This is a genomic window from Flavobacterium frigidimaris (assembly GCF_002217275.1).
Lineage (GTDB): Bacteria > Bacteroidota > Bacteroidia > Flavobacteriales > Flavobacteriaceae > Flavobacterium > Flavobacterium aquidurense.
In genome coordinates, this window is record NZ_MUGV01000023.1 from 15638 (window position 1) to 42298 (window position 26661).

The 26661-nt window shown below is 33.8% G+C and carries 24 protein-coding genes; 9 read left to right on the forward strand and 15 right to left on the reverse strand.

Annotated elements, in window-relative coordinates; translation table 11 throughout:
* Positions 1 to 20 precede the first annotated feature (20 nt).
* The 5 genes from B0A65_RS14305 to aspS form a co-directional block, all read right to left on the reverse strand.
* The gene (locus B0A65_RS14305) at positions 21 to 542 is read right to left on the reverse strand and encodes an NADH-quinone oxidoreductase subunit C (RefSeq protein ID WP_074662563.1); all 522 of its coding nucleotides are present in this window, start codon (positions 540 to 542) and stop codon (positions 21 to 23) included.
* Position 543: 1 nt separating this feature from the next.
* A complete protein-coding gene (locus B0A65_RS14310) occupies positions 544 to 1092 on the reverse strand; it encodes an NADH-quinone oxidoreductase subunit B (protein WP_056189678.1) in 549 nt (182 codons plus the stop codon).
* A gap of 153 nt (positions 1093 to 1245) precedes the next feature.
* Complete coding sequence (locus B0A65_RS14315; protein ID WP_074662566.1) at positions 1246 to 1611, reverse strand: NADH-quinone oxidoreductase subunit A; 366 nt, start codon at positions 1609 to 1611, stop codon at positions 1246 to 1248.
* Positions 1612 to 1853: 242 nt separating this feature from the next.
* Complete coding sequence (locus B0A65_RS14320; RefSeq protein ID WP_007137066.1) at positions 1854 to 2048, reverse strand: cold-shock protein; 195 nt, start codon at positions 2046 to 2048, stop codon at positions 1854 to 1856.
* A 369-nt stretch (positions 2049 to 2417) separates the two neighbouring features.
* Positions 2418 to 4169, reverse strand: coding sequence for an aspartate--tRNA ligase (aspS, locus tag B0A65_RS14325; RefSeq protein WP_074662569.1), 1752 nt, complete (start codon positions 4167 to 4169; stop codon positions 2418 to 2420).
* Between the two features lie 158 nt (positions 4170 to 4327).
* On the opposite strand from aspS, the gene B0A65_RS14330 reads away from it, so the two are divergent.
* Together B0A65_RS14330 and B0A65_RS14335 are read left to right on the forward strand one after the other, a co-directional pair.
* A complete protein-coding gene (locus B0A65_RS14330; RefSeq protein WP_074662572.1) occupies positions 4328 to 5317 on the forward strand; it encodes a TlpA family protein disulfide reductase in 990 nt (329 codons plus the stop codon).
* Between the two features lie 209 nt (positions 5318 to 5526).
* Entirely contained in the window at positions 5527 to 5874 is a 348-nt protein-coding gene (locus B0A65_RS14335; protein ID WP_074662575.1) for a toxin-antitoxin system YwqK family antitoxin, read from the forward strand.
* Positions 5875 to 5904: 30 nt separating this feature from the next.
* Here B0A65_RS14335 and B0A65_RS14340 read toward each other — a convergent pair whose 3' ends face one another.
* From B0A65_RS14340 to B0A65_RS14375, 8 genes are all read right to left on the reverse strand, one after another.
* A complete protein-coding gene (locus tag B0A65_RS14340; RefSeq protein WP_074662826.1) occupies positions 5905 to 7038 on the reverse strand; it encodes a PepSY-associated TM helix domain-containing protein in 1134 nt (377 codons plus the stop codon).
* 176 nt (positions 7039 to 7214) lie between these two features.
* Positions 7215 to 8774 (reverse strand): PepSY-associated TM helix domain-containing protein, encoded by a 1560-nt coding sequence (locus tag B0A65_RS14345; RefSeq protein ID WP_074662578.1) that lies wholly within the window; start codon positions 8772 to 8774, stop codon positions 7215 to 7217.
* A 2-nt stretch (positions 8775 to 8776) separates the two neighbouring features.
* Positions 8777 to 9079, reverse strand: a complete 303-nt coding sequence (locus B0A65_RS14350) for a hypothetical protein (protein WP_074662581.1) — start codon at positions 9077 to 9079, stop codon at positions 8777 to 8779.
* A gap of 18 nt (positions 9080 to 9097) precedes the next feature.
* The gene (locus B0A65_RS14355) at positions 9098 to 9430 is read right to left on the reverse strand and encodes a hypothetical protein (protein WP_074662584.1); all 333 of its coding nucleotides are present in this window, start codon (positions 9428 to 9430) and stop codon (positions 9098 to 9100) included.
* Positions 9431 to 9492: 62 nt separating this feature from the next.
* Positions 9493 to 11973 carry a TonB-dependent receptor gene (locus B0A65_RS14360; RefSeq protein WP_074662588.1) on the reverse strand — a complete coding sequence of 827 codons (2481 nt, stop codon included), beginning with the start codon at positions 11971 to 11973 and terminating at the stop codon, positions 9493 to 9495.
* A 217-nt stretch (positions 11974 to 12190) separates the two neighbouring features.
* Positions 12191 to 13429: a 2-oxoglutarate dehydrogenase complex dihydrolipoyllysine-residue succinyltransferase gene (gene odhB / locus B0A65_RS14365; protein WP_074662591.1), complete on the reverse strand. Its 1239-nt coding sequence runs from the start codon at positions 13427 to 13429 to the stop codon at positions 12191 to 12193.
* 22 nt (positions 13430 to 13451) lie between these two features.
* On the reverse strand, positions 13452 to 14024 hold the full coding sequence (locus B0A65_RS14370; RefSeq protein ID WP_074662594.1) for a hypothetical protein: 573 nt from the start codon (positions 14022 to 14024) through the stop codon (positions 13452 to 13454).
* A gap of 5 nt (positions 14025 to 14029) precedes the next feature.
* Positions 14030 to 16804 carry a 2-oxoglutarate dehydrogenase E1 component gene (locus B0A65_RS14375; protein WP_074662597.1) on the reverse strand — a complete coding sequence of 925 codons (2775 nt, stop codon included), beginning with the start codon at positions 16802 to 16804 and terminating at the stop codon, positions 14030 to 14032.
* A 116-nt stretch (positions 16805 to 16920) separates the two neighbouring features.
* On the opposite strand from B0A65_RS14375, the gene B0A65_RS14380 reads away from it, so the two are divergent.
* Positions 16921 to 17472 (forward strand): hypothetical protein, encoded by a 552-nt coding sequence (locus B0A65_RS14380; RefSeq protein ID WP_074662829.1) that lies wholly within the window; start codon positions 16921 to 16923, stop codon positions 17470 to 17472.
* A gap of 67 nt (positions 17473 to 17539) precedes the next feature.
* Positions 17540 to 17953: a ribonuclease E inhibitor RraB gene (locus B0A65_RS14385; RefSeq protein WP_074662599.1), complete on the forward strand. Its 414-nt coding sequence runs from the start codon at positions 17540 to 17542 to the stop codon at positions 17951 to 17953.
* Positions 17954 to 17973: 20 nt separating this feature from the next.
* Here B0A65_RS14385 and B0A65_RS14390 read toward each other — a convergent pair whose 3' ends face one another.
* Together B0A65_RS14390 and B0A65_RS14395 are read right to left on the reverse strand one after the other, a co-directional pair.
* Entirely contained in the window at positions 17974 to 18327 is a 354-nt protein-coding gene (locus B0A65_RS14390) for a hypothetical protein (protein WP_074662602.1), read from the reverse strand.
* Between the two features lie 75 nt (positions 18328 to 18402).
* Positions 18403 to 19377, reverse strand: coding sequence for a polyprenyl synthetase family protein (locus tag B0A65_RS14395; RefSeq protein WP_074662605.1), 975 nt, complete (start codon positions 19375 to 19377; stop codon positions 18403 to 18405).
* 267 nt (positions 19378 to 19644) lie between these two features.
* On the opposite strand from B0A65_RS14395, the gene B0A65_RS14400 reads away from it, so the two are divergent.
* The 5 genes from B0A65_RS14400 to B0A65_RS14420 all read left to right on the forward strand — a co-directional run bounded on the left by B0A65_RS14400 (position 19645) and on the right by B0A65_RS14420 (position 26575).
* Positions 19645 to 20166, forward strand: coding sequence for a YceI family protein (locus tag B0A65_RS14400; protein WP_074662608.1), 522 nt, complete (start codon positions 19645 to 19647; stop codon positions 20164 to 20166).
* Positions 20167 to 20272: 106 nt separating this feature from the next.
* Positions 20273 to 20872, forward strand: coding sequence for a TetR/AcrR family transcriptional regulator (locus B0A65_RS14405; RefSeq protein ID WP_074662832.1), 600 nt, complete (start codon positions 20273 to 20275; stop codon positions 20870 to 20872).
* 13 nt (positions 20873 to 20885) lie between these two features.
* Positions 20886 to 22220, forward strand: a complete 1335-nt coding sequence (locus B0A65_RS14410; protein WP_074662611.1) for a TolC family protein — start codon at positions 20886 to 20888, stop codon at positions 22218 to 22220.
* Between the two features lie 9 nt (positions 22221 to 22229).
* Complete coding sequence (locus tag B0A65_RS14415; protein ID WP_074662613.1) at positions 22230 to 23297, forward strand: efflux RND transporter periplasmic adaptor subunit; 1068 nt, start codon at positions 22230 to 22232, stop codon at positions 23295 to 23297.
* Positions 23298 to 23401: 104 nt separating this feature from the next.
* On the forward strand, positions 23402 to 26575 hold the full coding sequence (locus tag B0A65_RS14420) for an efflux RND transporter permease subunit (protein WP_074662615.1): 3174 nt from the start codon (positions 23402 to 23404) through the stop codon (positions 26573 to 26575).
* The last annotated feature ends 86 nt before the right edge of the window (positions 26576 to 26661 follow it).

The window sequence follows — 26661 nt, forward strand, 5'->3', positions numbered from 1 at the left end:
AATGTTGAATTATTTATTTTTTAGCAATTTGTTGTTGTTCTTCCAAAGAATCTATCGTCTTTATCTGTTCTTCCGCTGTCTTCCATTGGGAATTCTTTTCGCATTGGAAAAGAGATCATTTCATCCATATTCAAAATACGTTTCAATTGTGGATGTCCAATAAAGTTGATCCCGAAGAAATCGTATGTTTCTCTTTCCATCCAGTTGGAGCTTAAGAAAATATTCGAAATGGTTTTTATCTCTGGTTTTTCACCATTAAGATATACTTTGATTCTGATACGTTTGTTTTCGTACCAGTTGTGCAAATGGTATACTATCGCAAACTGACGGTCTGTCTCATTGTCCGGATAGTGAATACCGCATAAATCGGTTAAAAAGTGAAAACGTAAATCGGAATCGTTTTTCAGGAAAAGAATCAAAGCCGTGATTTTATCAGCTGTTGTTTCTATAGAAAAAATATCTCTTTCTTGTTGAAAGTTAAAAACACTTGCATCAAATGTTTCTGTAAGTTTATCTTGAATCAGGGTATTTTCTAAGGCCATCTTATGAAATATTATATGAAGCTAGTAATTCTTGGTATTCTGGAGAGCTTCTGCGTCTAACAGATTCGCTTCTTACCAATTCCTGAAGTTTCATTACTCCATCAACAATTTGTTCTGGTCTTGGCGGGCATCCCGGAACATAAACGTCAACCGGAATTACTTTGTCAATTCCTTGTAAAACAGAATAAGTATCGAAGATTCCACCTGATGAGGCGCAAGCTCCAACTGCAATTACCCAGCGAGGCTCAGCCATTTGTTCGTAAACCTGTCTTAAAATAGGTGCCATTTTTTTAGAAATAGTTCCCATTACCATTAACATATCTGCCTGACGAGGAGAAAAACTTACACGCTCAGAGCCAAATCGTGCTAAATCGTAATGTGAAGCCATTGTAGCCATGAATTCGATACCACAGCATGAAGTTGCAAAAGGTAATGGCCATAATGAATTGGCTCTTGCTAAACCTACAACGTCATTTAGTTTTGTAGCGAAGAAACCTTCACCTACAACTCCTTCTGGCGGCGCAACCATATTTACATTTGAATCGCTCATTTTATTTTAGATTTTAGATATCTGATTTTAGATTTTGTAAATCTTGTAAATCGAAATCAATATTTTAAAAGTCAATATTATATTTTGAGAAATTGTCTTTCAAATCTAAAATTCTAAATAATCTAAAATTTAAGATCTGAAATCTAAAATTCCTTATTCCCAGTCTAAAGCTTTCTTTTTGATAATATAGAAAAAACCAACTAAAAGAAGTGCCATGAAAACAATCATTTTTAACATTCCTTCTATTCCTAATTCCTTGAAGTTTACTGCCCAAGGATAAAGGAAAATTACTTCTACATCAAATAACACGAACAAAATAGCTACCAGAAAGTATTTTACTGAAAACGGAATACGGGCATTACCAACAGATTCGATACCGCACTCAAAGTTCTTGTCTTTAATTTCTGAGGTTCTTTTTGGTCCTAATTTTCCGGAAATTATGATTGTTCCTACCACAAAACCAACAGCTAAAATGAACTGCATTAAAATAGGAATGTAACTGTATTGATCAGATTGCATAAACTTAGGGTTTTTACTTAAAGAATAAGCCACAAAGATAACTTTCAACTCTGTAAATCACAAGCTAAAAAAGGATTTAAGTGTGTAACAAAAGGGCTTATAATTGTAATTTTTATTGATTATAAATAACAGCTAACTATTTTAAGTTTTTTTTAAGATTTGAGCAAAAAAAAACGTTTCGAAATAAATCGAAACGTTTTAAAACCATTCAGAGGCAAAAAAAATAAATTGCTATATTTTTCTTAGATTACTGCTACTTTAGCAGCAACTTTCCCTTTTCTTCCTTCTTCTTCTTCGTAGCTTACACGGTCACCTTCGCGTAATTCTTCCGCGTTAATTCCTGAAGCGTGAACGAAGATATCTTTTCCTGTTTCTTCGTCTGTAATGAATCCATAACCTTTAGATTCATTGAAAAATTTTACTGTACCTGTACGCATTGTAATTGTAATAATAATTTATAATGAAGCAAATGTAAGATATAAATTCATACAAAAGACAATAAGGTGTTAATTTTTTGTAAAAATTATTGATTCACAGTCTTTTCGCTATTTATATTGCATCAAATCCTTTACAGGTGTGCTTTAATTGAGAATCGTTAATTGTAGGAAACGAACTAAGAAAAATTAACCTCAGTTTAAGGTCAATTTGACAATTATCTTATTTTGTGCAATAATTTTGAAGTAATTATTGTAAAGCCTCTTGTTTGTTATGTTTTTTAAGAATTTGTCCAGATTACAAAAAAGAAATAAAAAAAACTGCAATTAAATGATAATTGCAGTTTTGTATTTTAAAATTCTTTAAAGTTTTTATTGAATAGCAACTTTAATATGTAATTCTTTTAGTTGAGCATCATCAATTGTTGCAGGTGCATCAATCATAACATCACGACCAGAATTGTTTTTCGGGAAGGCAATAAAATCTCTAATTGTTTCCTGACCTCCTAAAATAGCAACAAGTCTGTCCAATCCAAATGCCAAACCTCCGTGTGGTGGTGCTCCAAATTGAAAAGCATCCATTAGGAAACCGAATTGCGCTTTTGCTTCTTCTTCGGTAAATCCTAAATATTTGAACATTAATTGTTGTGTTGCTTTATCGTGAATACGAATCGATCCTCCTCCAATTTCATTTCCATTTAATACCATATCATAAGCATTGGCACGAACTTTTCCAGGTTCTGTTTCCAATAATTGCATGTCTTCTGGTTTTGGAGATGTAAAAGGATGGTGCATTGCATGGTAACGGCCACTATCTTCATCTAATTCTAATAATGGAAAATCTACAACCCATAACGGAGCAAACTCAGCTGGATTACGTAATCCTAAACGAGTTGCTAATTCCATACGAAGTGCCGAAAGTTGTGCACGTGTTTTGTTTGCAGGACCAGAAAGTACAAAAATCATATCGCCAGGTTTTGCGCCTGTAATTTTTGCCCATTGTCCTAAATCGTCCTGATCGTAAAATTTATCTACAGACGATTTAAAAGTTCCGTCGTCATTGCATTTTGCATACACCATTCCTGAGGCTCCAACTTGCGGACGTTTTACCCAGTCAATTAATCCGTCAATTTCTTTTCGGGTATAATTTCCTGCTCCAGGAACTGCAATTCCCACTACTAATTCTGCAGTATTGAATACTGGAAAATCTTTATGTTGTGCAAATTCGTTTAATTCACCAAACTCCATTCCGAAACGGATGTCCGGTTTGTCATTTCCGTATGTTTTCATAGCATAGTCGTAGGTAATTCTTGGGAATTTATCTACTTCAATACCTTTGATTTCTTTTAATAAATGTCTTGTCAATCCTTCAAAAACATTCAAAATATCTTCTTGCTCCACAAAAGCCATTTCGCAATCGATTTGTGTAAACTCCGGTTGACGGTCTGCGCGTAAATCTTCATCACGGAAACATTTCACGATTTGGAAATACTTATCCATTCCACCCACCATCAATAACTGTTTGAAAGTTTGTGGAGATTGTGGCAAAGCATAAAATTGTCCTTCGTTCATACGACTTGGTACAACGAAATCTCTTGCTCCTTCAGGAGTAGATTTAATTAAATAAGGAGTTTCAACTTCGCAAAAATCTAAATCAGATAAATATTTACGAACTTCCATCGCTACTTTATGACGAAATAACAAACTGTTTTTTACAGGATTTCTTCTGATATCTAAATAACGGTATTTCATTCGGATATCTTCTCCACCATCAGTCTCATCTTCAATTGTAAATGGAGGCGTTAAAGCTGCATTTAAAATGTTTAATTCAGAAACTAAAATTTCGATTTCGCCAGTCGGAATGTTTTTGTTTTTGGCTTCACGCTCAATAACAGTTCCTTTTACCTGAATTACAAATTCTCTACCAAGCGTTTTTGCCAATTCAAAAACAGTTTTATCAGTACGACTTTCGTCGAAAATAAGTTGTGTAATTCCGTAACGGTCGCGTAAATCAACCCAATTCATAAATCCTTTATCGCGTGATTTTTGCACCCAACCCGCTAGTGTAACTTCCGTATTAATATTTGAGGCGTTTAACTCGCCACAATTATGACTTCTATACATGATCAAAATTTTAGACTGCAAAAGTAAACACAAAATTCAAATTAATTATGAAAAGTGTGCAAGTAGATGACTATTAATTTTAAATATTTTGTTAATTGTGCAATTTTGCCGCTGTTATTTCTTTAGATTTGATTCACTAAAAACAAATTTTAATTTATATGAACAAACTTTTTGTTACGGGTCTGTTGATTTTTAGCGCATTGAACGTCATCAGTCAAACCAAAAATCAAATTAAATTTACAGCTAAAATTGCCAATAGAAATAGTGACACTTTAGTCATTCAAGGGAAAGACTTTAAACAAGTTATTCCTATTGACAAAAAGGAAACTTTTGTAGCTTCATTTGATGCACCAAAAGGATTTTATGTGTTTTCAGATGGTATAGAATCTTCTCGTTTATATTTAAAGCCAAATTCAGAAGTAAATTTAACAATGAATGCCAAGGAATTTGATGAAACTATTGTATATAAAGGGAAAGGTGTTGAAGAAAGTAATTTTTTGGCGCAACAAGCTTTAAGAAATGAAAAACTTGAGGAAGCCTATTCTAAAGAGCCGGCTGAATTTGCAGTAATATTAGAGGCTAAGAATAAGACAGATAAGGAAAGTTTGGAGAAAGGAGCTTTTGATCCGGAATTTGTAACTGCAATGAAAGGTAATTTTGAGCGTTTTAATGAATTTGCTATTAGAAATTATGAAAGTGCAGCTAAAGCAAATAAATTTACCGGAAAACCTTCGCCTGAATTTGATTATGAAAACTTTAAAGGAGGCAAAACAAAATTGGCTGATTTAAAAGGAAAATATGTTTATATCGATCTTTGGGCTACTTGGTGCGCGCCTTGTAGAGCGGAAATTCCGTATTTACAAAAAATTGAAGAAAAATATCACGGAAAAAATATTGAGTTCGTAAGTATTTCAATTGATAAATCGAAAGACAATGAAAAATGGAAAAAATTTGTAACTGATAAAAACCTTGGCGGAATTCAATTATTTGCTGATAAAGATTGGGAATCTGAATTTGTTACAAGTTATGGTGTAACCGGAATTCCACGCTTTATTTTAATTGATCCAAATGGTAATGTTGTGAATGCAGATGCTGCAAGACCTTCAACTCCAGAACTTCAAACACAGTTAGATTCATTATTGAACTAATTTTTGTATGAAATTATAACGTTATCGTAATTTTATATTTTGTGTAAAATTCCAATGAAACCAATGCCTCAGCGTTGGTTTTGCTGTTTTTAGGAAATTCCCAATGTTAAGTTTTTATTCAATGTTACCAAATTGTTAAGTAAAAGTTTGTTTAATGTAAACAATTAACTATATTTGATAACGATTTGATAACATTAATACCTAAAGATATGAAAAAATGTGTGATTTTAGTTGCAATGATGTTCTCTGGAATTTTAGTTGCACAAGAGACAAAACCAGAATTAGAAGCTGTTGGAAATAAAGTAAAAGCTACTTATTACTTTGAAAATGGTAAAGTACAACAAGAAGGTTTCTTTAAAGAGGGTAAATTAGATGGCGTTTGGGTATCATATGATCAGAAGGGAAATAAAGTTGCCGAGGGAGAATACACAGACGGATTGAAAACTGGAAAATGGATTTTCGTTAATGAAAATACGCTATGCGAAGTTGCTTATGAAAATAACAAAGTGAGCTCAGTTAAAAACTTACAGAAAAATGCTTTAGCAAATAGAAACTAAGGTAATTTCTAAGATACATAAAAGAACCGCTTATATAAGCGGTTTTTTTATGCCTTTAATTTTTTTGCAGCTTTTCTTTCTTCTTCCATACCAAATTACAAAACCGGTTACCGGCAAAGCGGCAGCTATTAAACTTGCAATAAAAGCAATGATTTTTCCGGGTAAATCAAGAATCTGCCCAGTATGAATTCCGTAATTCATTTCGACAACCTTAAGTCCTAAGGTTTTTTTATCGTAAGGATCACTCTGGATTAATTTTCCGTCAAGCGGATGAAAATAGTAATTGCTTTGATGATCATATCGTAAGGTGTGAGGATAAGCTCCAGTGCTAATTATGTCACCTTTTTTCTGCGGAAGCAAAATAAAAAACATTTCTGCTTTTGGTTGTAATCTTGCAGTTTCAATAAAAGCACGATCTACTGCTGTTATGCTATTTGTTTTGAATTTTGTGGTGTCAATTACTGGTGTTTTTGTTTCTTCAGCTTTGTCTCCGCCAAGATTGAATGTTTTGTAAATGCTATCACCAACCCATTCGTAGGTAAAGGTTAAACCCGTTATAGCAAGAACAAGTACGATTAATGAAATGTAAAACCCAGAGGTATTGTGCCAGTCATAATTTACGCGGCGCCACTTCGCTGACCATTTAACGGTAAAACTTCTTTTAATGTCATATTTTCGTTTTGGCCACCATTGAATAATTCCGGAGATTAACAACAAAATAAAAATTATGGTTGCTCCGCCAATAATATGTTTTCCAATATAATCGGGCAGGAGTAAATACAAGTGAATGTATTCAACAATGATAAAAAAATCTGTTTTTGGATTTTCGGTTTTTAAATATTTTCCTGTGTACGGATTAAAATAGAGGTATAAATTTTCAGTATCAGAATAGGTGTAGACAATTGCGGAGCGATTTCTTCCGTAATACGAAACCATGCTTGCTGTATTTTTAGGAAGTATTTCTTTTGCTTTTTGCTGTAAAACAGAAGGCATCAAAAAAGATTTGTTCTGAGGTTCAACAAAACGCCATTCTTTTCTGGTAATATCTTTTATCTCGTCATGAAAACAGAAGATACAACCCGTAACACTAATAACAAAAACAATAAGTCCGGAAATTAATCCGAGCCATTTATGTAGAAAACGTACTTGCTTTTTGAATCCCATTTTTGAATAAAAGGGTAAAAGTATATCCTTAATCAATAACAGACAAATATTTAGCTTCTTTTGAAATAAATACGCCATTTATTCAACAGTAAAGATGTTTCGCGCAAAGACGCAAAGGCGCAAAGTATTTAGCGCCTTTGCGTGATTTTTTTAATAAAGAACAAAAAAGATTTTAACTATTTTTCGCCAATAACCGCTTTTTTCGGTTTTAAATGGTAGGCAACATAAAGCGATACTGAAGCCAGAGAAATCCAGAAAACATCAATAACAAAAACCTGGATTTTATTTTGCATAAAAGAAGTCCAAAACCAATTTCCGCTAACGATTCCGTTTGTTATTGGAATTAAGAAACCTAAAATACTTCCTGAAATCAGACAAAATTTATTGGTAAAAGCATCATTCTTTTTAAGTATAAAAAAGACGGTAAGTATGAGCCATCCCACAAAATAAACAGTGTAAAGATTATTCTGAGTTAAAGGATGAAATATTTTGGTAACGATAAATGCCAATGCAGTAATTGGGTACATACTCAAACAAATTGCCAAATAAATACGAACAACAGCTGCGTTGAAACGTCTTTTCTTTTCTGGCATATTGTTTTTTTGTCTTGCGACCAACCAAATCATTACTCCGGAAATAATCACAAAACAAGTGATAATTCCTAAAATGAAGCTGACTATTTTTAGAGCATATCCGCCGTAGTCACCGTAATGAATTCGGTATAAAACATTTTTCACGACATCTAAATAATTAGTTTGGGTGATTGGATTTTTCTTTGCAATTTCTTTTCCGTCAGCAATTCGGTAAACCACTTTTCCGATTCCGGTGAATTTTTTATGGTTCGGCATTTCGCCTTCGACCAAAACGTGCATGTTGGCATCACCATAATTTTGAATGAAAACACGTGTGATTTCAAAATCTGACCAATTACTTTTTGCTTTTGCAACTAGCTGATCAATATTAAAAGGATTGGCTAATTTTTTATTTTCAAATTTATAATCAGGATCAGTGTATTCTAATTCTTTATATAATTTATCCTGATCTCCTTTATATAATGCCATTACAGCGGGCGCTACAATCAAAAGTTTGATCATAAAAAAAGCTCCGGTCACAGCGTATATAAATTGAAAAGGCAATCCAATCATTCCTAATGCCGTATGTGCATCTGTCCATAATGTTTTTAATTTTTCCTTTGGACGGAAAACGTAAAAATTAGAAACAATTTTTTTCCAGTGTAATAAAACACCAGTTACAATGGCAAACAAGAAAAATAAAGCGACAAAGCCGGATAGGTAATAACCAACAGGATATGGAACTTGGGCAAGAAAATGCAATCGGTATAAAAACTCTCCTAAAGAATACGATTCTTCATAGGTAAAGGTTTTAAAGTTTTTAGTATCAAGATAAAAAAAAGATCCCTCTTTTTGTTTGGCCGGAGCCAAAGTATCTTTGGTTCCTTCCATGTAAATGGCAACCCTTCTTTCAGTGCTCGGTTTAGAAATAGTAATATTTCTTCCGTGTAAAACATATTTTTTGTCGAGCGTATCTAATGCCGTAGTATAGTCTAGTTGAATTTCTTTTGTAAGAGCAGTAGATTCACTTCTTTCCCAATTGATGATTTCATCTCTAAAAAAAGAAAAAGATCCTGCAAAGAAAATTACAAACAGTACAACACTAATAACGATTCCGCTAACGGTATGTGTATGAAAGTAGATATTATAATTACGATTGCTCATGCTTATTGTGCCGTTGGATTATAGGTTTGACCCAGATAAATGAAAAGAGAAAAAACTAGTGTTAGAAGAATGTAGATGCCCCAAATTTTCCATCCGCTTTTTGCCAGAAAAGCAATTACCATAAGTGCAACCCAAAGAATAAAGCCGCTAAAAGCCATTGTCATCAAAATGTTTGCACGGTTAAACCATGAAGCAAGTGCCAAATGAAAAGTAACGGAAACAAAATAGCCACCCAGAATGGCAGCTGTAATTTTGGCAAAACGTTGCCATTTAGATTGAGTTAAATATTTTGGATTTGCTGGCATAGACTGCTTAAGAAAAAATTAGTAGTAGTAAAATTCTAATAAGGCAACAATTATAAATAGCAATAGTAGAGCAATGCTGTTTACTTTTTTTAATGGTTTCAAGATGATAATTAAACTGCCAATAGTCATTAGCTGAATGAAAAACATCAAAGTACCGCAACACAATGATTGCGTAAAAAGCCATACAGAGTAGGCTACTAAGAGAAGTAATAAGCCTGTGATTTTAGTTTGTTTCGGATTGTTTTTCATCCATTTTTCAAAACCTAAATCATAAGATAAAGCAGCTCTTTTTGATGTATAATACAAAGTGTAAAAAGCTAAAAAAACGATAAGACTGGCTATTGTTATCATAATTTTAAAAATTTAAAAAACACCTTTCCGAATTAACAGAAAGGTGTTTTGCTTGTTTTTTATTAAAACTTATAAGAGAAATTTGCAGATACACTTCTCATGTTTTTCGGGTGGATTGTAGACCAGCCATCATAAGTATCGATGTTTGCAATATTATCAAGTTTAAGAGTCAAAACGTACTTTTCAGTTCCGTAGAAAATAGATGAATTTAAAACAGTATAAGAAGGCAATGTAAATTGACCCGTTACCGTTCTGTTCATGATTTTGTTCTTGTCAGCATAATTTCCTCCAAAACCTAAACCAAAACCTTGTAAACCACCTTCTAAGAATTTGTAGCTGGCCCAAAGATTCGCTGTGTTCTGTGGTCCTGCACTTTCTGGTCTGTGACCTACAAAATCCGGATCACCTGCAGTTAAAAGCGCATCATTATAACTGTATCCGGCAACAATGTTTAAACCGGCAATTGGGTTTGCAACGATTTCAGCTTCGAAACCTTTGTTTCTTTGTCCGCCATTTTGGTAAGATGTCTGAGTTGTTGCAGTATAAACCGTATAAACCTGATCTGTTACTTTAATATCATAGTAGCTGAATGTAGCGTAAAGTTTGTCTTGAAAAATATTTAATTTTGTTCCAACTTCAAACTGATTTGCGTGCTCTGGAGAGAAAGTTCTTGGTTGAGAGCTACCGTCAGGTAAAACATCATTTACCGGAGCTGTATTAGCAAAACCATCCATATAGTTAGCAAAAATCGAAACTTTATCTATAATTGGCTGATAAACCACACCAAATTTAGGAGAGAAAGAAGTCTGGTTGTAATCGTCAGCGTTTGTGCTAACATCACCTTCTGTCATAAAACGGTCAACACGTAAACTTGCCATCGCAGATAAACCAGGAGTAAAGTTGATTACATCAGATACATAAGCACTGTAAACTTCTTGTTTTGTTTTATTATTGTTCATTGGTGCTTTTGACAAAAGTGCATCAGATCCTGCTTTCGTTAAAATTCCGCTGTCACCATTTGTGATGTATTTCGTTGGATCAGTAATTCCATAAAGGTTTTCATTAACAGTTTTCAAATCAAGATTTCCAATATAAATGCCACCATTTTGTACATATCCAGAACCGTTATCAATAGCGCCTCTGTTAAAGTAATCTAAACCGGCAACAATTCTGTTTCTCATGCTTCCGATAACAAAGTCACCAATAAAGTTTTGTTGAATATCAGTTGTTAAAGTTGTAGAGTTTTGGTAGTTCATGTAACGACCTAAAACAATTCCTTCAGTAATTTTAGGATAAAATTGAGTTCCTTCATAAATATAAGAATAGTAGCCTTCAGATTTTGATGATCCTCTTGAAACTACAGTTTGTGAACTCCATTGATCAGAAAATTTATAGTTCATTTGTCCCTGAAGGTTAAATGAAGGAGTTTCGATTGCTAATTCGTTACTTGTGTAAGAACGTTTGTTGTCATATCCTAATTCATCAATATTATGAACTCTTAATTCGGCTCCTCTGTCTAAAAATAACATTGTCGGATTAGTAGCTTTGTTATTCATGAATTCAGTGTTGATGAAAAACGAAAGTTTATCATTAACCTGGTAAGATAAGGAAGGAGCAAAAAAGAAAGATTTTTTGAATCCTGCATCCTGAAAACTGTTTTCTGTATGATAAGCTGAATTTACACGAACATTAATTTTGTGCTCTTCGTCTAATGGAGTATTTACATCTACAGTAACTCTGTTTAAACCGTAGCTTCCAGCTGTATAATCTACTACACCACCAAAATGGTCGTATGGCTTTTTAGTTGTTAAGTTGATCAGACCTCCGTATGAGATTAAACTACTTCCAAACAAAGTTCCAGATGGTCCTTTGATAACTTCAATTTTATCAATATTTGCAGGATCGATAGTTCCGTTTGTTAGTCCAGGCAATCCGTTGATCATGGTTGGCTGAACAGCAAATCCTCTTAAAGAAAAATAACCTGCACCGTCACCTCCACGTCCTGTAGAAGCCCAAAGTGGTGATAATCCCGGAGCATTTTTAAGTGCGTCATCAAGATTTGTAACCACTTGTTCTTTTAAAAGTTCGCTTGTGATTGTAGTATAAACTTGTGGGTTTTCAAGATTTTTAAGTGGTAATCTTGATACTTGTTGTGTTTCTTTACGTGCTAATGGATTTTTTTTAGCACCACCGCTTACTACAATTTCATCTAATTGTTCAGAGTTTGAGGTGATAGTAAAATTTTCAATAACTTCATCACCACCATTAAGTGTAATGCTTTTTTCTTTAGAAGAATAACCTACTGCAGAAACTCTAATAACATAGCTTCCAGGTTTTACGTTTTTGATTTCGTAATTACCATTGTCATCAGTATTGGTTCCAATTTTTGTTCCTTTTAAAACTATTGAAACGTTATCTGCTGCCTGATTGTTTGCTAAGCTGATTTGACCTTTAATAGTAGCTTTTTCTTGTGCCCAAGTTGAAGTACTTGCTAATAGAAAAAAACAAAAGCTCAAAAAAGAAATTGTAAATTTATATTTCATTTTTATTTAGAATTGATTTTAATAGTGCAAATTTAGCTTTTGATTGCTAACTATACAAGCTATTCTTATTTATTCTAAATAAAATATTTTTTAAAGGGTAAAATTTACATTTTCTTAAAAAATTAACATCTTAAGACAATCTTAAGACAAAATTATATAAAAAAACCTGCTCAAATTAATGAACAGGTTTTGTATTAAGGGTAAGAATTACTTACAATTACAATTCTAAAGCACGTTTAGCATCGCCATTCATCAATAATTCTACTGGATTTTCTAATGCTTCTTTTACAGCAACCAGGAAACCAACTGACTCACGTCCGTCGATGATTCTGTGGTCATAAGAAAGCGCAACATACATCATTGGGTGAATTTCAACTTTACCGTTTACAGCGATCGGACGCTCGATAATGTTGTGCATTCCTAAAATCCCTGATTGAGGAGGGTTGATGATTGGAGTACTTAACATACTTCCAAAAACTCCACCATTAGTAATGGTGAAAGTTCCACCAGTCATGTCGTCAACAGTGATTTGACCATCACGGGCTCTTAAAGCTAATCTTTTGATTTCAGCTTCGATTCCACGGAAAGTTAATAACTCAGCATTACGAACAACAGGAACCATTAAACCTTTTGGTCCAGACACTGCGATAGAGATATCAGCAAAATCGTAAGCGATTTTGTAATCACCATCCATCATAGAGTTAACATCTGGATATAATTCTAAAGCTCTTGTAACTGCTTTTGTAAAGAATGACATAAATCCTAAACCAAGACCACCATGTTTCGCTTTGAAAGCATCTTTGTATTCATTACGAATTTGGTTAATTGGCGTCATGTTAACTTCGTTGAAAGTAGTTAACATTGCTGTTTCGTTTTTAGCAGCAACTAATCTTTCAGCTACTTTACGACGTAACATTGATAATTTTGTACGCTCAGATCCACGGCTTCCTCCAGTTGGAGTTCCCATAGATGGTACTGCGTTTACAGCGTCATCTTTTGTGATTCTTCCACCTTTACCAGTTCCTGAAACTGTTGCTGGTGCTATATTTTTTTCGTCTAATATTTTTCTAGCTGCAGGAGATGGAGTTCCGGCTGCGTAACTTGTTGCTGCTGGTGCTGGTGCTGCTTTTGGAGCTTCAGCTTTTACTTCAGCCTTAGGAGCCTCAGCTTTTGGAGCTTCAGATGCCGGAGCTGCTGGTGCATCACCTGCAGGTTTTGCTGCATCTGTATCAATTAAACAAACGACAGCTCCTACTGCAACTGTATCACCTTCTTCAGCTTTAAGCGTAATAATTCCACTCATTTCAGCAGGCAATTCAAGAGTAGCTTTATCTGAATCAACTTCAGCAATAGCTTGATCTTTCTCTACATAATCTCCGTCTTTTACTAACCAAGTTGCAATTTCAACTTCTTTTATTGACTCCCCTGGTGATGGGACTTTCATTTCTAAAATCATCTTTTGTAATTTTATATGTTAACTAATTGTTGTATGACATTTCAGGAAGCACTTTTGCAAATTCTTCTCCTCTTTCTTTTAATTTGTTGTATTTCTCTGTAGACTTTTTAATTATACTTTCATATTCTTCAAAGCCTTCTTTTAAATCTACATCAGTTGCAACATATTCTTTTTTTTCTAAAATTGCTTTTAAGATTGCGGCCTTCTTTTTCTCAAATTTCTTAGGCGTTTTATAGCTTTCAGGCTTAGGATTAAAAGGAATTAATTCAACACCAGCTTTGATTGCGCCCATTTGAGCTTCAGAGTCTACTATATAAATTTTCCCTTCCTCAAGATCAGCTTCAATAAAATCTGTGTTTTCTGATCTTGACCAAAAAATATGTTTACCTGACTCGCATTCGTAAGCCAAATATTCACCATAATTGAATTTGCCTAAATATTTTTCTCCATCGAAGTATTTAAAATTTACTAAAAATCCCATTGCAGAAGAACGTACAAAATAAACTATTGATTTTCCTTCACTTGGTTTTTTTAATTCCTGAGAATAAACTGTAATGGATAATATTGTTAAAGCAAATACTATTATTTTCCTCATAAATATTATCTAAATAAATTTTTATCGAAAACCATTCTAATCGCATCTGCATGACGACGTTTAGCTCTTGTGTAACTTCCTGATGCCGGAGCAGCGTAAGCTTTTAATGAAGCTAATCTCCATTTTACAAGATCGAAGTTCATTAACATAAAACTGTAAGCTCCCATGTTTTTAGGTTCTTCTTGTGCCCAAACATAATCATCAGCATTTGGATATTGTGCAATAATTGCTTTTAATTGCTCCACTGGTAATGGGAATAATTGCTCGATACGAACAACTGCAACATCATTTCTTCCGTTGTTTTCTCTTTCAGCAACAATATCATAGTAGAATTTACCTGTAACAAAAACTAACGTTTTTACTGCTTTTTTATCTACTGTGTTATCGTCAATAGTTTCCTGGAAACTTCCTGTTGCTAATTCTTCAACTGTAGAAACGCATCTTGGGTCACGCAATAAACTTTTTGGAGAGAAAACTACCAAAGGCTTACGGAAATTCGTTTTCATTTGTCTTCTCAACAAGTGGAAGAAGTTGGCTGGCGTTGTACAATCTGCAACGTACATATTTTGTCTTGCACAAAGTTGTAAATAACGCTCCATTCTTGCAGAAGAGTGTTCTGCACCTTGTCCTTCATATCCGTGAGGTAACAATAAAACAATACCATTTTGGTTGTTCCATTTGTCTTCACCACATGAAATATATTGGTCAATCATAATTTGCGCTCCATTAGAGAAATCTCCAAATTGTGCTTCCCAAATCGTTAATGCATTTGGATTTGCCAATGCATATCCATAATCGAAACCAAGAACACCATACTCAGATAAAAGAGAGTTGAAGGCACCGAATTTTCCTTTTTTGTTTTCGATAGCATCTAACAGAATTACTTCTTCTTCAGAATCTTCAACTTTAACGACAGCATGACGGTGAGAGAAAGTACCACGCTCTACATCCTGACCTGAAATACGAACATCAAATCCTTCTGTCAAAAGAGAACCGTAAGCAAGTGCTTCAGCTGTTCCCCAGTCAATAGTATTATTGTCGTATCCTGTTTTTCTATCCGTAACAATTTTGGTTATTTTGTTGATGAATTTCTTGTCTGATGGTAAAGTTGAGATGGTATTGATGATAGAATCCAATCCTGTTTTGTCGAAAGAAGTATCAACTTTTTGAAGCATTTGGGTATCCGTTACCTGAACAAATCCATTCCATTCGTTTTTCATGAATGGCGTTATAATAGTCAAATCTTTTTTACGGGAAGCTTCTAAATTCTCCTCCATAGTAGATTTGTATTCTTTTTCTAAAGCATTTACATAAGAAGCATCAATTACGCCGTCAGACAATAATTTTTCAGCATAAATATCTCTTGGATTTTTATGTTTTGCGATGATTTTATATAAAACCGGCTGCGTGAAACGAGGTTCGTCACCTTCGTTATGACCGTATTTTCTGTATCCTAATAAATCGATAAATACATCACGTCCAAATTGCATTCTGTAGTCTAATGCAAAAGATACCGCATGTACAACAGCTTCAGCATCATCAGCATTTACGTGTAATACCGGAGATAAAGTTACTTTGGCAACGTCTGTACAATAAGTAGATGAACGAGCGTCTAAATAGTTTGTAGTAAAACCAACCTGGTTATTAATTACAATGTGGATTGTTCCTCCAGTTTTGTAACCGTCAAGTTGTGCCATCTGAATGATTTCATATAAGATACCCTGTCCTGCAATTGCAGCATCTCCGTGAACGGCGATTGGTAATACTTTAGAAAAATCGTCAGCATAATATTTATCTTGTTTTGCTCTTGTGATTCCTTCAATTACAGCTCCAACCGTTTCTAAGTGCGAAGGGTTTGGTGCTAAATTGATATTAATGCTTTTTCCTGATCTTGTTTTTTTGTCAGCCGTAAGACCTAAGTGGTATTTTACGTCACCATCAAAATATTCCTGATCGTAATCTTTACCATCAAACTCACCAAAAATATCCTGAGTTGATTTTCCGAAGATGTTTGCCAAAACGTTCAAACGGCCACGGTGAGCCATTCCCATTACGAATTGTTCAACACCTTTTTCAGCAGCTTGCTCGATCAAAGCATCTAAAGCTGGAATAATAGATTCTCCACCTTCTAGTGAAAAACGTTTTTGTCCAACATATTTAGTATGTAAGAAGTTCTCGAAAGAAACTGCTTCGTTTAATTTATTTAAGATTGTTTTCTTTTCTTCTGTAGAAAAATTAGGCTGATTAACGTTAACCGCTAATTTATCCTGAATCCATTTTACAACACCAGGATTTCTGATGTACATATATTCAATTCCAATATGTTGACAGTAAATAGATTTAAGACGCGTTACAATATCTTGTAAAGTAGAAGGTCCAACTCCGATAGTCTTAGCTGCATCAAAAACTGTTGAAAGATCAGCAGTTGTTAGTCCGAAATTCTCAATGTCTAAAGTTGGAGATGAAGTTCTACGATCACGAACCGGGTTTGTTTTGGTAAACAAATGTCCGCGTGTACGGTAACCATCGATTAATTTTAGTACGTTGAATTCTTTTTGAAGTTTTTCTGAAACTTTGCTGTAATCTGTGTTGTCGCTAGTCACATATTCAACAATCTGCTGAACCGGATTTTCGTCATTATAAGTGGTCATTCCAAAGTCGAAACCTTGAAAAAAACTTCTCCAGCTAGGCTCAACGCTGTCTGGGTTTACTAAATATTGATCGTATAATTGTGCGAAAAACTCTGTATGCGCTGCATTTAAAAATGAAAACCTATCCATAATATTAGTGAATATACTTTTTGTTAAATAGAATGGCAAAAGTACAACAATCGCATTTATTTAAATCTTTTTTTTACGTACTTTTACGTAAAAATTTGTTAAAAATAGATCTAACTATGAAGAAAAATCAAATTTCAATCGTTTTCAAATCTTTTTTTGTGATTATGACAGTCTTTTTTTCTAGTTATGCAAGTGCCCAGCAAAACTATGTTATTGATAACAGCAATCACTTTTGGGATAAAGTTCAGTTTGGAGGTGGATTAGGTCTTGGATTTGGATCTGGATACACTAATATTTCAGTAATGCCAAGTGCTATTTATAATATTAATGAAGTGGTGGCGATGGGAGTTGGTTTGCAGTTTGGCTATTTATATCAAAAAAATTATTACGAATCTTTTGTTTACGGAGGAAGCTTTATTACGCTGGTAAATCCGATTCCCCAATTGCAGTTATCTGCAGAATTGGAGCAGGTTAGGGTCGATACAGACTATGAAGAAAATTATTATCACCCCGGTTATTCCGATGCTTATTGGAATACCGCCCTATATCTTGGAGCAGGTTACAGAACCGGTAGTGTAACGATTGGTGCACGCTACGATGTTTTGTACGATCCAAATAAAAGTCTGTATGGATCAGGATTTATGCCTTTTGTGAGAGTTTATTTCTGAAAAAGGGGCTAAGGTTCTGAGGAGCTAAGATTCTAAGGTTTTTAAAACAAGAAAATTATAATTTTTAATGCGAAAATATTTTACTCTATTTTTCGGAGTTCTATTTGGAGTTTCTTCGTGCCAACAGAAAGAAACAAAAGATTTTGAGAATAAAAAACAAGCGCAAATAAATGCAAATTTAAAAGTAATTAATTCTTTAAGGAACGAAGGTGATAATCTTATTGTTTCAAGAGAAGTTTTTCATTGGATTTATTTCAAAAATGAAAATGAAAAAAACAGTTATCTAAAAGAGGTTCAAAAGCAAAGATTTCTGCTGGTAAGCTCTAATAAAATTGATGATAAATTTCCATATCAATTACAAATTAAGAGGGTTGATAAAGTTGATGAAAGTAGTGTAAATGAATACGTTATTTATTTATGGGAAAAAGCACTCGAATATAACGGGGATTATGATGGCTGGGAAACAAGTGTAGAAAAATAATCTAAAAACCTTAGAACCTTCTACCTAAAATTCTTTCGAAACCAAACCTTCTGCCATTCTCTTTTTAAAATCAAAAACGAAACCTGTTCGGAAAGAATTACTAAATCTGAACCATCTAGTTTTTTTATTTCAATTTCAGAAACATCAATAATATAAAGAAGATTCAAATATTCAGCAAATTTGTACTGAATCATTCTGTAGATTTTTTCGTGTAGCTGAATCTTTAATTCATCTGGTGAAATACTTAGCGGAAAATCGATTCCTTCATTGGCCAAATTAAAATCCTTGTTAATTTGTTCAACCAGGTTGAGATATAAAGTGGCTGCCTGAGCTTCTGCTAATAAGGATTCGGTATTTATTGGTGCTACAAACATATTTAATTTTAGATTTTAGATTGCTGATTTATGATTGTAGATTTTTTGTTGAAAACTGAAAATTGCGACTGAAAACTAAACCTTTCTTCCCATTAAATTTTCACCGAAAGTTCTCAGAATATCTTTCTTTTCGGCATTGATGTTCATTTTTTCTAAAGTTTCAAAAGCTTTAAAAGTGTACATTTCTATAGCTTCCTGAGTCGCTTTTGAAGCTCCTGATTTATTAAAAATCGCTTTAGCAGTTTCTATTTTTTCTGAATTATCTTCTAACTGCAATCCGAATAATTGTTGTAATTCTGTTGCTTTTTCTTCAGATGAAAATTCAATAGCTTTTAAATATAAGTAGGTTTTTTTGTTTTCAATAATATCGCCTCCAACTTGTTTTCCAAACGTTTCCGGATCTCCAAAAGCATCTAAATAATCGTCTTGTAATTGAAATGCCAATCCAAGATTAAGTCCGAAATCATAAATTAAATCGGCTTCTTTTTCAGAAGTTTTAGCTACAATCGCACCCATTTTCATAGCTGCAGCAACTAAAACGGCTGTTTTGTATTCAATCATTTTCAGGTATTCCGGAATGGTAACGTTGCTTCTTTCTTCAAAATCAACATCCCATTGTTGTCCTTCGCAAACTTCAAGAGCCGTTTTGCTGAATAATTTTGCTAAATCCCTAAAAACAGTTGGTTCGTATTGCTCAAAATACTGATAAGCGAGAATTAGCATGGCATCGCCAGAAAGAATTCCGGTATTGATATTCCATTTTTCATGAACGGTTACTTGCCCTCTTCGTAAAGGAGCGTCATCCATAATATCATCATGAACCAATGAAAAGTTATGGAAAACTTCAACCGCCATTGCAGCCGGAAGTGCTATTTTATAATCGGCATCAAAAACTTCTGCAGCCATTAAAGTTAGTACGGGACGCATTCTTTTTCCTCCAAGCCCTAAAATATAGGAAATAGGTTCGTAAAGATTTTTGGGTTCTTTGTCTATGCTTTGGTTTTCTAAATAACTAATGAAAAATTCCTGGTACTGACTTATATCGTGCATAAAATGAAAATCTGATTATCGAGGCCCAAAGATACAATTCAAATATGAATTATTCTTCGCTAAAATTTAAATGCAAAACAGATTTAAAATGAAACCGAATTCGACTGATTTTTAAGGTGTTAATTTTTTTTTAAAAAAAACACGGAAACTTATTTGGTGTTTAGAGTTTCCTGTTTATATTTGCACTCTTATTTGGAAACGCTGAACACTGTAAAAGTTTCCAAAGGAAGTTTAGATGAATTTTAAACTAAACAAAACCAAGTATTTATGAAAACAACATGGACCTTAGATTCTAGTCAATCAGATGTTTTAATTAAAATGAGACATTCGATTATTGCATACATGGGAGGAACGACAAATAAATTTGATGGTTACGTAAACATCGAAGACAATGAAATTGAAGATGCTTCGGTTGAGTTTTCATTAGATATTAATAATAAAAATGACAGTTTTCAGCACGTCGATTCTCACATGCAACTGAATGATTTATTCAATGTAAATGAGCATCCAATTATCAGTTTTAAATCGACCTCATTTCAGAAAATCAATGATAATATCAATTTTTTCAAAGGAGATTTAACTATAAAGGATGTTACCCGAGTTGTAGAACTTGATGCAGAATTTATTGGGGTCAATTCTTATAACGGGCAGAAAAAAGTTGCTTTTGAAATTAAGGGAGATATTAAACGTCAGGATTTTGGTTTAGATTATAATGCATTTAATTTCAACGGTGGTTTGGCATTAGGAAAAGATATCAAACTTATCGCGAATCTTGAATTTAGCATATAAATCTTACATAATGAATAACTTAATGTAAAATTATTACAAATATAATGGAAACTATTTTTTAAGTTTTAGTTTCCTAATTATATTTGTAATGCAATTTGAAATTAAAATGAAAGAGAAAATCATATCAAAAGCGAGTGAATTATTTTTAAAACTCGGTTTTAAAAGTGTTACGATGGATGATATTGCAGGCGAAATGTGTATTTCGAAAAAAACGATTTACAAATATTTCTGTAATAAAGAAGTGCTGATTGAAGAGAGTACTTCAATGGTTCACAAACAAGTTCATGAGGTTATTGATACTATAGTTGCAAAAAATTATAATGCCATTCATGAGAACTTTGAAATTCGTGAAATGTTTCGGGATATGTTTAAAAATGCGGGCGATACTTCTCCTCTTTATCAATTAAAGAAACATTATCCGGAAATTTATCAAAATGTAATGACGCATGAAATAGATCAGTGTAATCATTATTTTAAAGATAATATCTTAAAAGGAATAAGTGAAAATTTGTACAGAGCAGATTTGAACATTGATCTTTATGTAAAATTTTATTACACTTTAATTTTTCATATTAATGCCACTACTGTCTCAGAAAGAGAAGCACAAAAAATAGAATTAGAAGCTTTGGAATATCATACAAGAGCTATGGCAACAGAAAAGGGAATAAGCGAATTAGAAAAACAACTTAAAAAAATTAGTACTTAATTAATCAATCTATATGAAACGAATAATTCTTATATTTTTGTGTTCAATTGGCTTGACTGCCAACGCACAAGTCAAAACCCTAACCCTAAAAGAGGCTCTTACCTACGCGTTGCAAAACAAAGCGGATGCTAAAAAATCTAAACTACAGGTTGAAAATAGTGAGTATCAAATTCAGGAAATTCGCTCAAGAGCTTTACCGCAAATCTCAGGTAACGCAAGTTTAACCTATAATCCAATTCTACAAACAAGTGTAATCGATGGAGGATCTTTTGGTCAGCCAGGAACTTCTATTCAGGCTACTTTTGGTCAAAAATGGACTTCGGGAGCAGGAATCTCTTTGAGTCAGGCTTTGTTTGATCAATCTGTTTTTACAGGTTTGAGAGCTGCTAAATCGACTCGTGAATTTTATCAAATAAACGATCAGTTGACAGAAGAGCAGGTTATTGAAAGGGTTGCAAATAATTATTATGGTGTTTACGTACAACGTGAAAGATTAATTTTATTAGATAGTAACTACGTTAATACTACTAAAGTTCGTGATATCGTACAAGGACAGTTTGATAATGGTCTGGCTAAAAAAATTGACTTAGACCGTATTATCGTAAAAATGTCAAATATTGATACAGAGCGTCAACAAATTAAAAATCAGATTACTTTACAGGAAAATGCTTTGAAGTTTTATATGGGAATGCCTATTGAAGCTCAAATCGAGATTCCAAAAGAAGAATTTGAAGTAGTTCCGGCTGCTTTGACAGAAGTTCCGAATGTTGAAAACAGAACAGAATATCTGCTTTTGAAAAAACAGGAAGAATTATTAGTGTTTAATAAGAAAGCTACTGAAGCACTGTATTACCCAACTTTAAACTTAGTTGCAGGTTACAATTATATAGGACAAGGTCCTGAAATGCCTCTTTTTGGAAAACCAAGAGATGGTGTGTATTGGTCTGATTATTCTGCAATTGGATTGAATTTACATGTACCAATCTTTACAGGTTTTGGAACCCGTGCCAAAGTAAGACAGGCAGATGTTGAAATCAGATCGCTTCAGGAAGATATTAAAGACACCAAACTTTCACTTGATTTAGATTACAGAAACGCAATGGCTCAAATTGAGAACAATCTTATTACGATTAATAATCAAAAGGAAAACATGCGTTTGGCTAAAGAGATTTTAAGCGATACAAAAAACAATTACCTTCAGGGATTAGCATCATTAACCGATTTACTGGATGCTGAAAACGAATCTCTTGAAGCTCAAAATAATTTTACAAGAGCAGTTTTAAATTACAAAATTGCTGAGATAACACTAATCAAATCAAAAGGCGAACTAAAAACTCTTATTAAATAACTAATTACAATGAAGAAAACTATTATAACAATCGTAATCATAATCGCAGCTTTAGGGGTGATTGGATATGTCCTAAATAATAATAAGAAGGAGAATAAGGCAAAAACAGATATTGTTGCTGAGAAAAATGCTGCTGTTTCAGTAAAAGTAACTCCTGTAAAAACAGAAGAAATTTCATTAGATTTCGTTGCAAACGGAAACTTTCAACCCATCCAACAATTGACTTTCTCTGCTGAAAAATCAGGAAAAGTAATCAGCGTTTTGGCAAAAGAAGGAGATTACGTAAAAGTAGGTCAGACTTTATTGACAGTTCGTGGAGATGTAATCAATGTAAATGCACAACAAGCACAAGCTGTTTACGCAAATGCAAAATCAGATTATGCTCGTTACGAAAATGCTTTTAAAACAGGGGGTGTTACAAAACAACAACTAGATCAGGCAAAACTGGCTTTAACAAATGCTCAATCTAGCTTAACTCAGGCAAATATTAATGTTGGAGATACAAGAGTAAAAGCCCCAATCAACGGATTTATTAATAAAAAATACATTGAGCCAGGATCTATCTTAACAGGTATGCCGGCAACTGCACTGTTTGATATCGTTAACGTTTCTAAATTAAAATTAGTAGTTACAGTAAACGAAAATCAAGTTGCAAGTTTGAAAGTTGGAAACACTATCAATGTAACGGCTAGTGTTTATCCTGATAAAACTTTCTCTGGAAAAATCACTTTTATTGCTGCTAAAGCGGATGAATCTTTAAACTTTCCTGTTGAGATTGAAATCACAAACAACGTAAACAACGACTTAAAAGCGGGTATGTACGGAACTGCAAATTTTGCATCAAACCAACAAAAACAACATTTGATGGTTGTGCCTAGAAATGCTTTCGTAGGAAGTGTAAGCAGCAACGAAATATTCGTGGTTGAAAATGGTAAAGCAAAATTGAAAAAAGTAACTGCTGGAAGAATTTTAGGAGATCAGGTAGAAATCATCAATGGATTATCTGACGGAGAAGTTGTAATTACGACAGGTCAAATCAACTTGCAAGACGGTAATACAGTAGAAATTATTAAGTAAAAGTAATTAGTACAAAGTACTTAGTCCTTAGAATTAGTCACACTAAATAGCTTCTAGGACTAAGGACTAAAAACTAAGGACTTAATAAAATTTAAAAAATATATATGAAATTAGCCGAAATATCCATAAAACGTCCGTCGTTGGTAATTGTATTGTTTACAATTCTAACACTTGGTGGATTGTTCAGTTACAGCCAGTTAGGCTATGAGCTGATCCCGAAATTTGAACAAAACGTTATTACAATTTCTACTATTTATCCTGGAGCTTCTCCAAGTGAGGTAGAAAATACCGTAACTAAGAAAATTGAAGATGCGATTGCTTCTTTAGAGAATGTCAAGAAAATCGACTCAAAATCATACGAGAGTTTATCTATTGTTTCGATCACATTGACATCAAACGCCAAAGTCGATTTCTCCTTAAATGATGCACAGCGTAAAATTAATGCGATCATCAGTGATTTACCAGATGATGTGAAGACGCCGGCATTAACAAAATTCTCGCTGAGTGATTTACCAATCATGACACTTGGTGCCAACGGAAAAATGGACGAAGCAGCATTTTATGACTTAATTGACAAAAAAATTGCTCCTATTTTATCTCGTGTACAAGGTGTGGCACAGGTTAATATTATTGGTGGTGAAGAACGTGAGATTCAGGTAAATCTTGACGCTTTGAAAATGCAGGGTTACGGATTATCTATTCCGCAGGTTCAACAAAATATTTTGACTTCGAACTTAGATTTCCCAACCGGAAATATTCAGACCCGTAACCAAAAAATATTAATTCGTTTAGCGGGTAAATACAAAAGCGTTGAAGAATTAAGAAACCTTGTAGTTTCATCTCAAAACGGAATTCAGGTTCGTTTAAGTGATATTGCAGATGTTCAGGATACTCAGAAAATTGCAGAAAAAATATCTCGTGTAGATCAAAAAAGTGCTATTGTTTTGCAAATCGTAAAACAATCTGATGCAAATGCAGTAGCGGTAAGTGAGCAGTTATTGAAAACAATTGCTATTCTTGAAAAAGATTATGAAAAAAGTCACTTAAAATTAGAAGTTGCAAAAGACAGTACAATCTTTACTCTTGAAGCAGCAGATTCTGTTGTACACGATTTATTGATTGCGGTTGTTCTGGTAGCGTTTGTAATGTTGTTCTTCCTGCACAGTATTAGAAACTCATTAATCGTAATGGTTTCGATTCCAGCATCTTTGATTGCCACTTTTATTGGTATTTATTTAATGGGATATACTTTAAACTTAATGAGTTTACTAGGATTGTCTCTTGTGGTAGGTATTCTGGTCGATGATGCGATTGTAGTCCTCGAGAATATTTACAGACACATGGAAATGGGTAAAAGCCGAATTCGCGCCTCTTATGACGGTACTGCCGAAATTGGTGGAACGGTAACGTCGATTACGTTGGTAATTGTGGTGGTGTTCTTGCCTATTGCGATGAGTTCTGGTTTGGTTTCTAATATTATTACACAATTTTGTGTTACCGTAATTATATCAACGTTACTTTCACTTTTAGCTTCATTTACCATTATTCCATGGTTATCATCTCGTTATGGTAAATTAGAACATATTGAAGGAAAGAATTTATTTGGAAGAATCATTCTTGGTTTCGAAAGTTATTTAACACGCTTTACGGAATGGATTTCTGAATTATTAACATGGTGTTTAGATCATTATGTTAAAACAATTTTAGTTGTAGTGCTGTTATTCTTTAGTTCTATTGCATTAATTCCGGCAGGTTTCATTGGAGGAGAGTTTTTCGCTTCTTCTGATAGTGGAGAGTTCTTGGTTCAAATCGAAATGCCAAAAGATGCGTCGTTAGAACAAACGAACTTTATGACGCAAAAAGCAGAAGCTTATTTGAAAGCTCAGGAATATGTTCACAGTCAAATTACAACAGTAGGACAAACTTCTGAAGGTTTTGGAGCATCGCAAGCTACAGCTTACAAAGCAGAGATTGACGTAAAAATGATCGAACAAAAAGATCGTACTGATAATGCAAACGTTTACGCTGCAAAAATTAAACGTAAATTAGAAAAAGTATTAGTTGGAGCAAAAGTTAAAACGGTTCCGGTTGGTATTTTAGGAACTGCTGAAGATGCAACTTTAGGATTAATTGTAACGGGTCCTTCAACAGAAGCGGCTATGGCATATGCTAAACTAGCGGAAGCTGAATTACGTACAATTCCCGGAACAACAGAGATCAAATTGACAGTTGAAGATGGAAACCCTGAAGTAAATGTAAAAGTAGATCGTGATAAAATGGCTGCTTTAGGATTAACACTTCAAACAGTTGGTTTAACGATGCAAACGGCTTTTAGCGGAAATACAGATGGTAAATACAGAGCTGGAGAATATGAGTACGATATCGATATTAGATACAATGCGTTCGACAGAAAAAGTATTACTGACGTTAGTAATTTGATTTTTATCAATGCTGCTGGTCAACAAATTAAATTATCTCAATTTGCAACCATTACAGAAGGTTCAGGACCTAGCCAGTTAGAGCGTAGAGATAAATCGGCGTCGGTAACGGTTAAAGGACAAAACGTTGGTGTTCCTTCAGGAACAATTGTACAACAATGGCAGGTTAAATTAGACAAACTGAAAAAACCAGCCGGAGTAAATTATATCTGGGGTGGAGATCAGGAAAACCAATCTGAAGGATTTGGTACTTTAGGAATCGCTTTATTGGCCGCTATTATTTTAGTTTACCTTGTAATGGTTGGACTTTACGATAGTTTCGTACACCCGTTTGTGGTATTATTTGCTATTCCGCTTTCGTTTATTGGTGCGATGTTGGCATTGGCTTTGACCAATAACTCATTAAACATCTTTACGATTTTGGGTATCATTATGTTGATTGGTCTGGTGTGTAAGAATGCGATCATGCTTGTCGATTACACCAACCAAAGAAGAGCAGCTGGAGAATCAATCAGAACGGCATTAATTCAGGCAAATCACGCTCGTTTACGTCCGATTTTGATGACTACAATTGCGATGGTATTTGGTATGTTCCCAATTGCATTAGCATCTGGAGCAGGAGCAGAATGGAAAAACGGATTGGCTTGGGTAATTATCGGAGGATTAATTTCTTCTTTATTCCTAACCTTGATCGTAGTTCCGGTTATTTATAATATCATGGAGAAAATTATTCATAAATTCTCTAAAGGAGAAAAAATCGATTACGAAGCTGAAATGGTTGCTGATTATGAGCATAAAGAATTAAGCGAAGACGGTTTTAATCCTAAACATACGCATTAAGAAATTACAATATTTAAACTCCAAATTCCAATTCATTGGTGGAGTTTAAAAAAATAAAAAAACCCAAATTCCAATTAAGGAGTTTG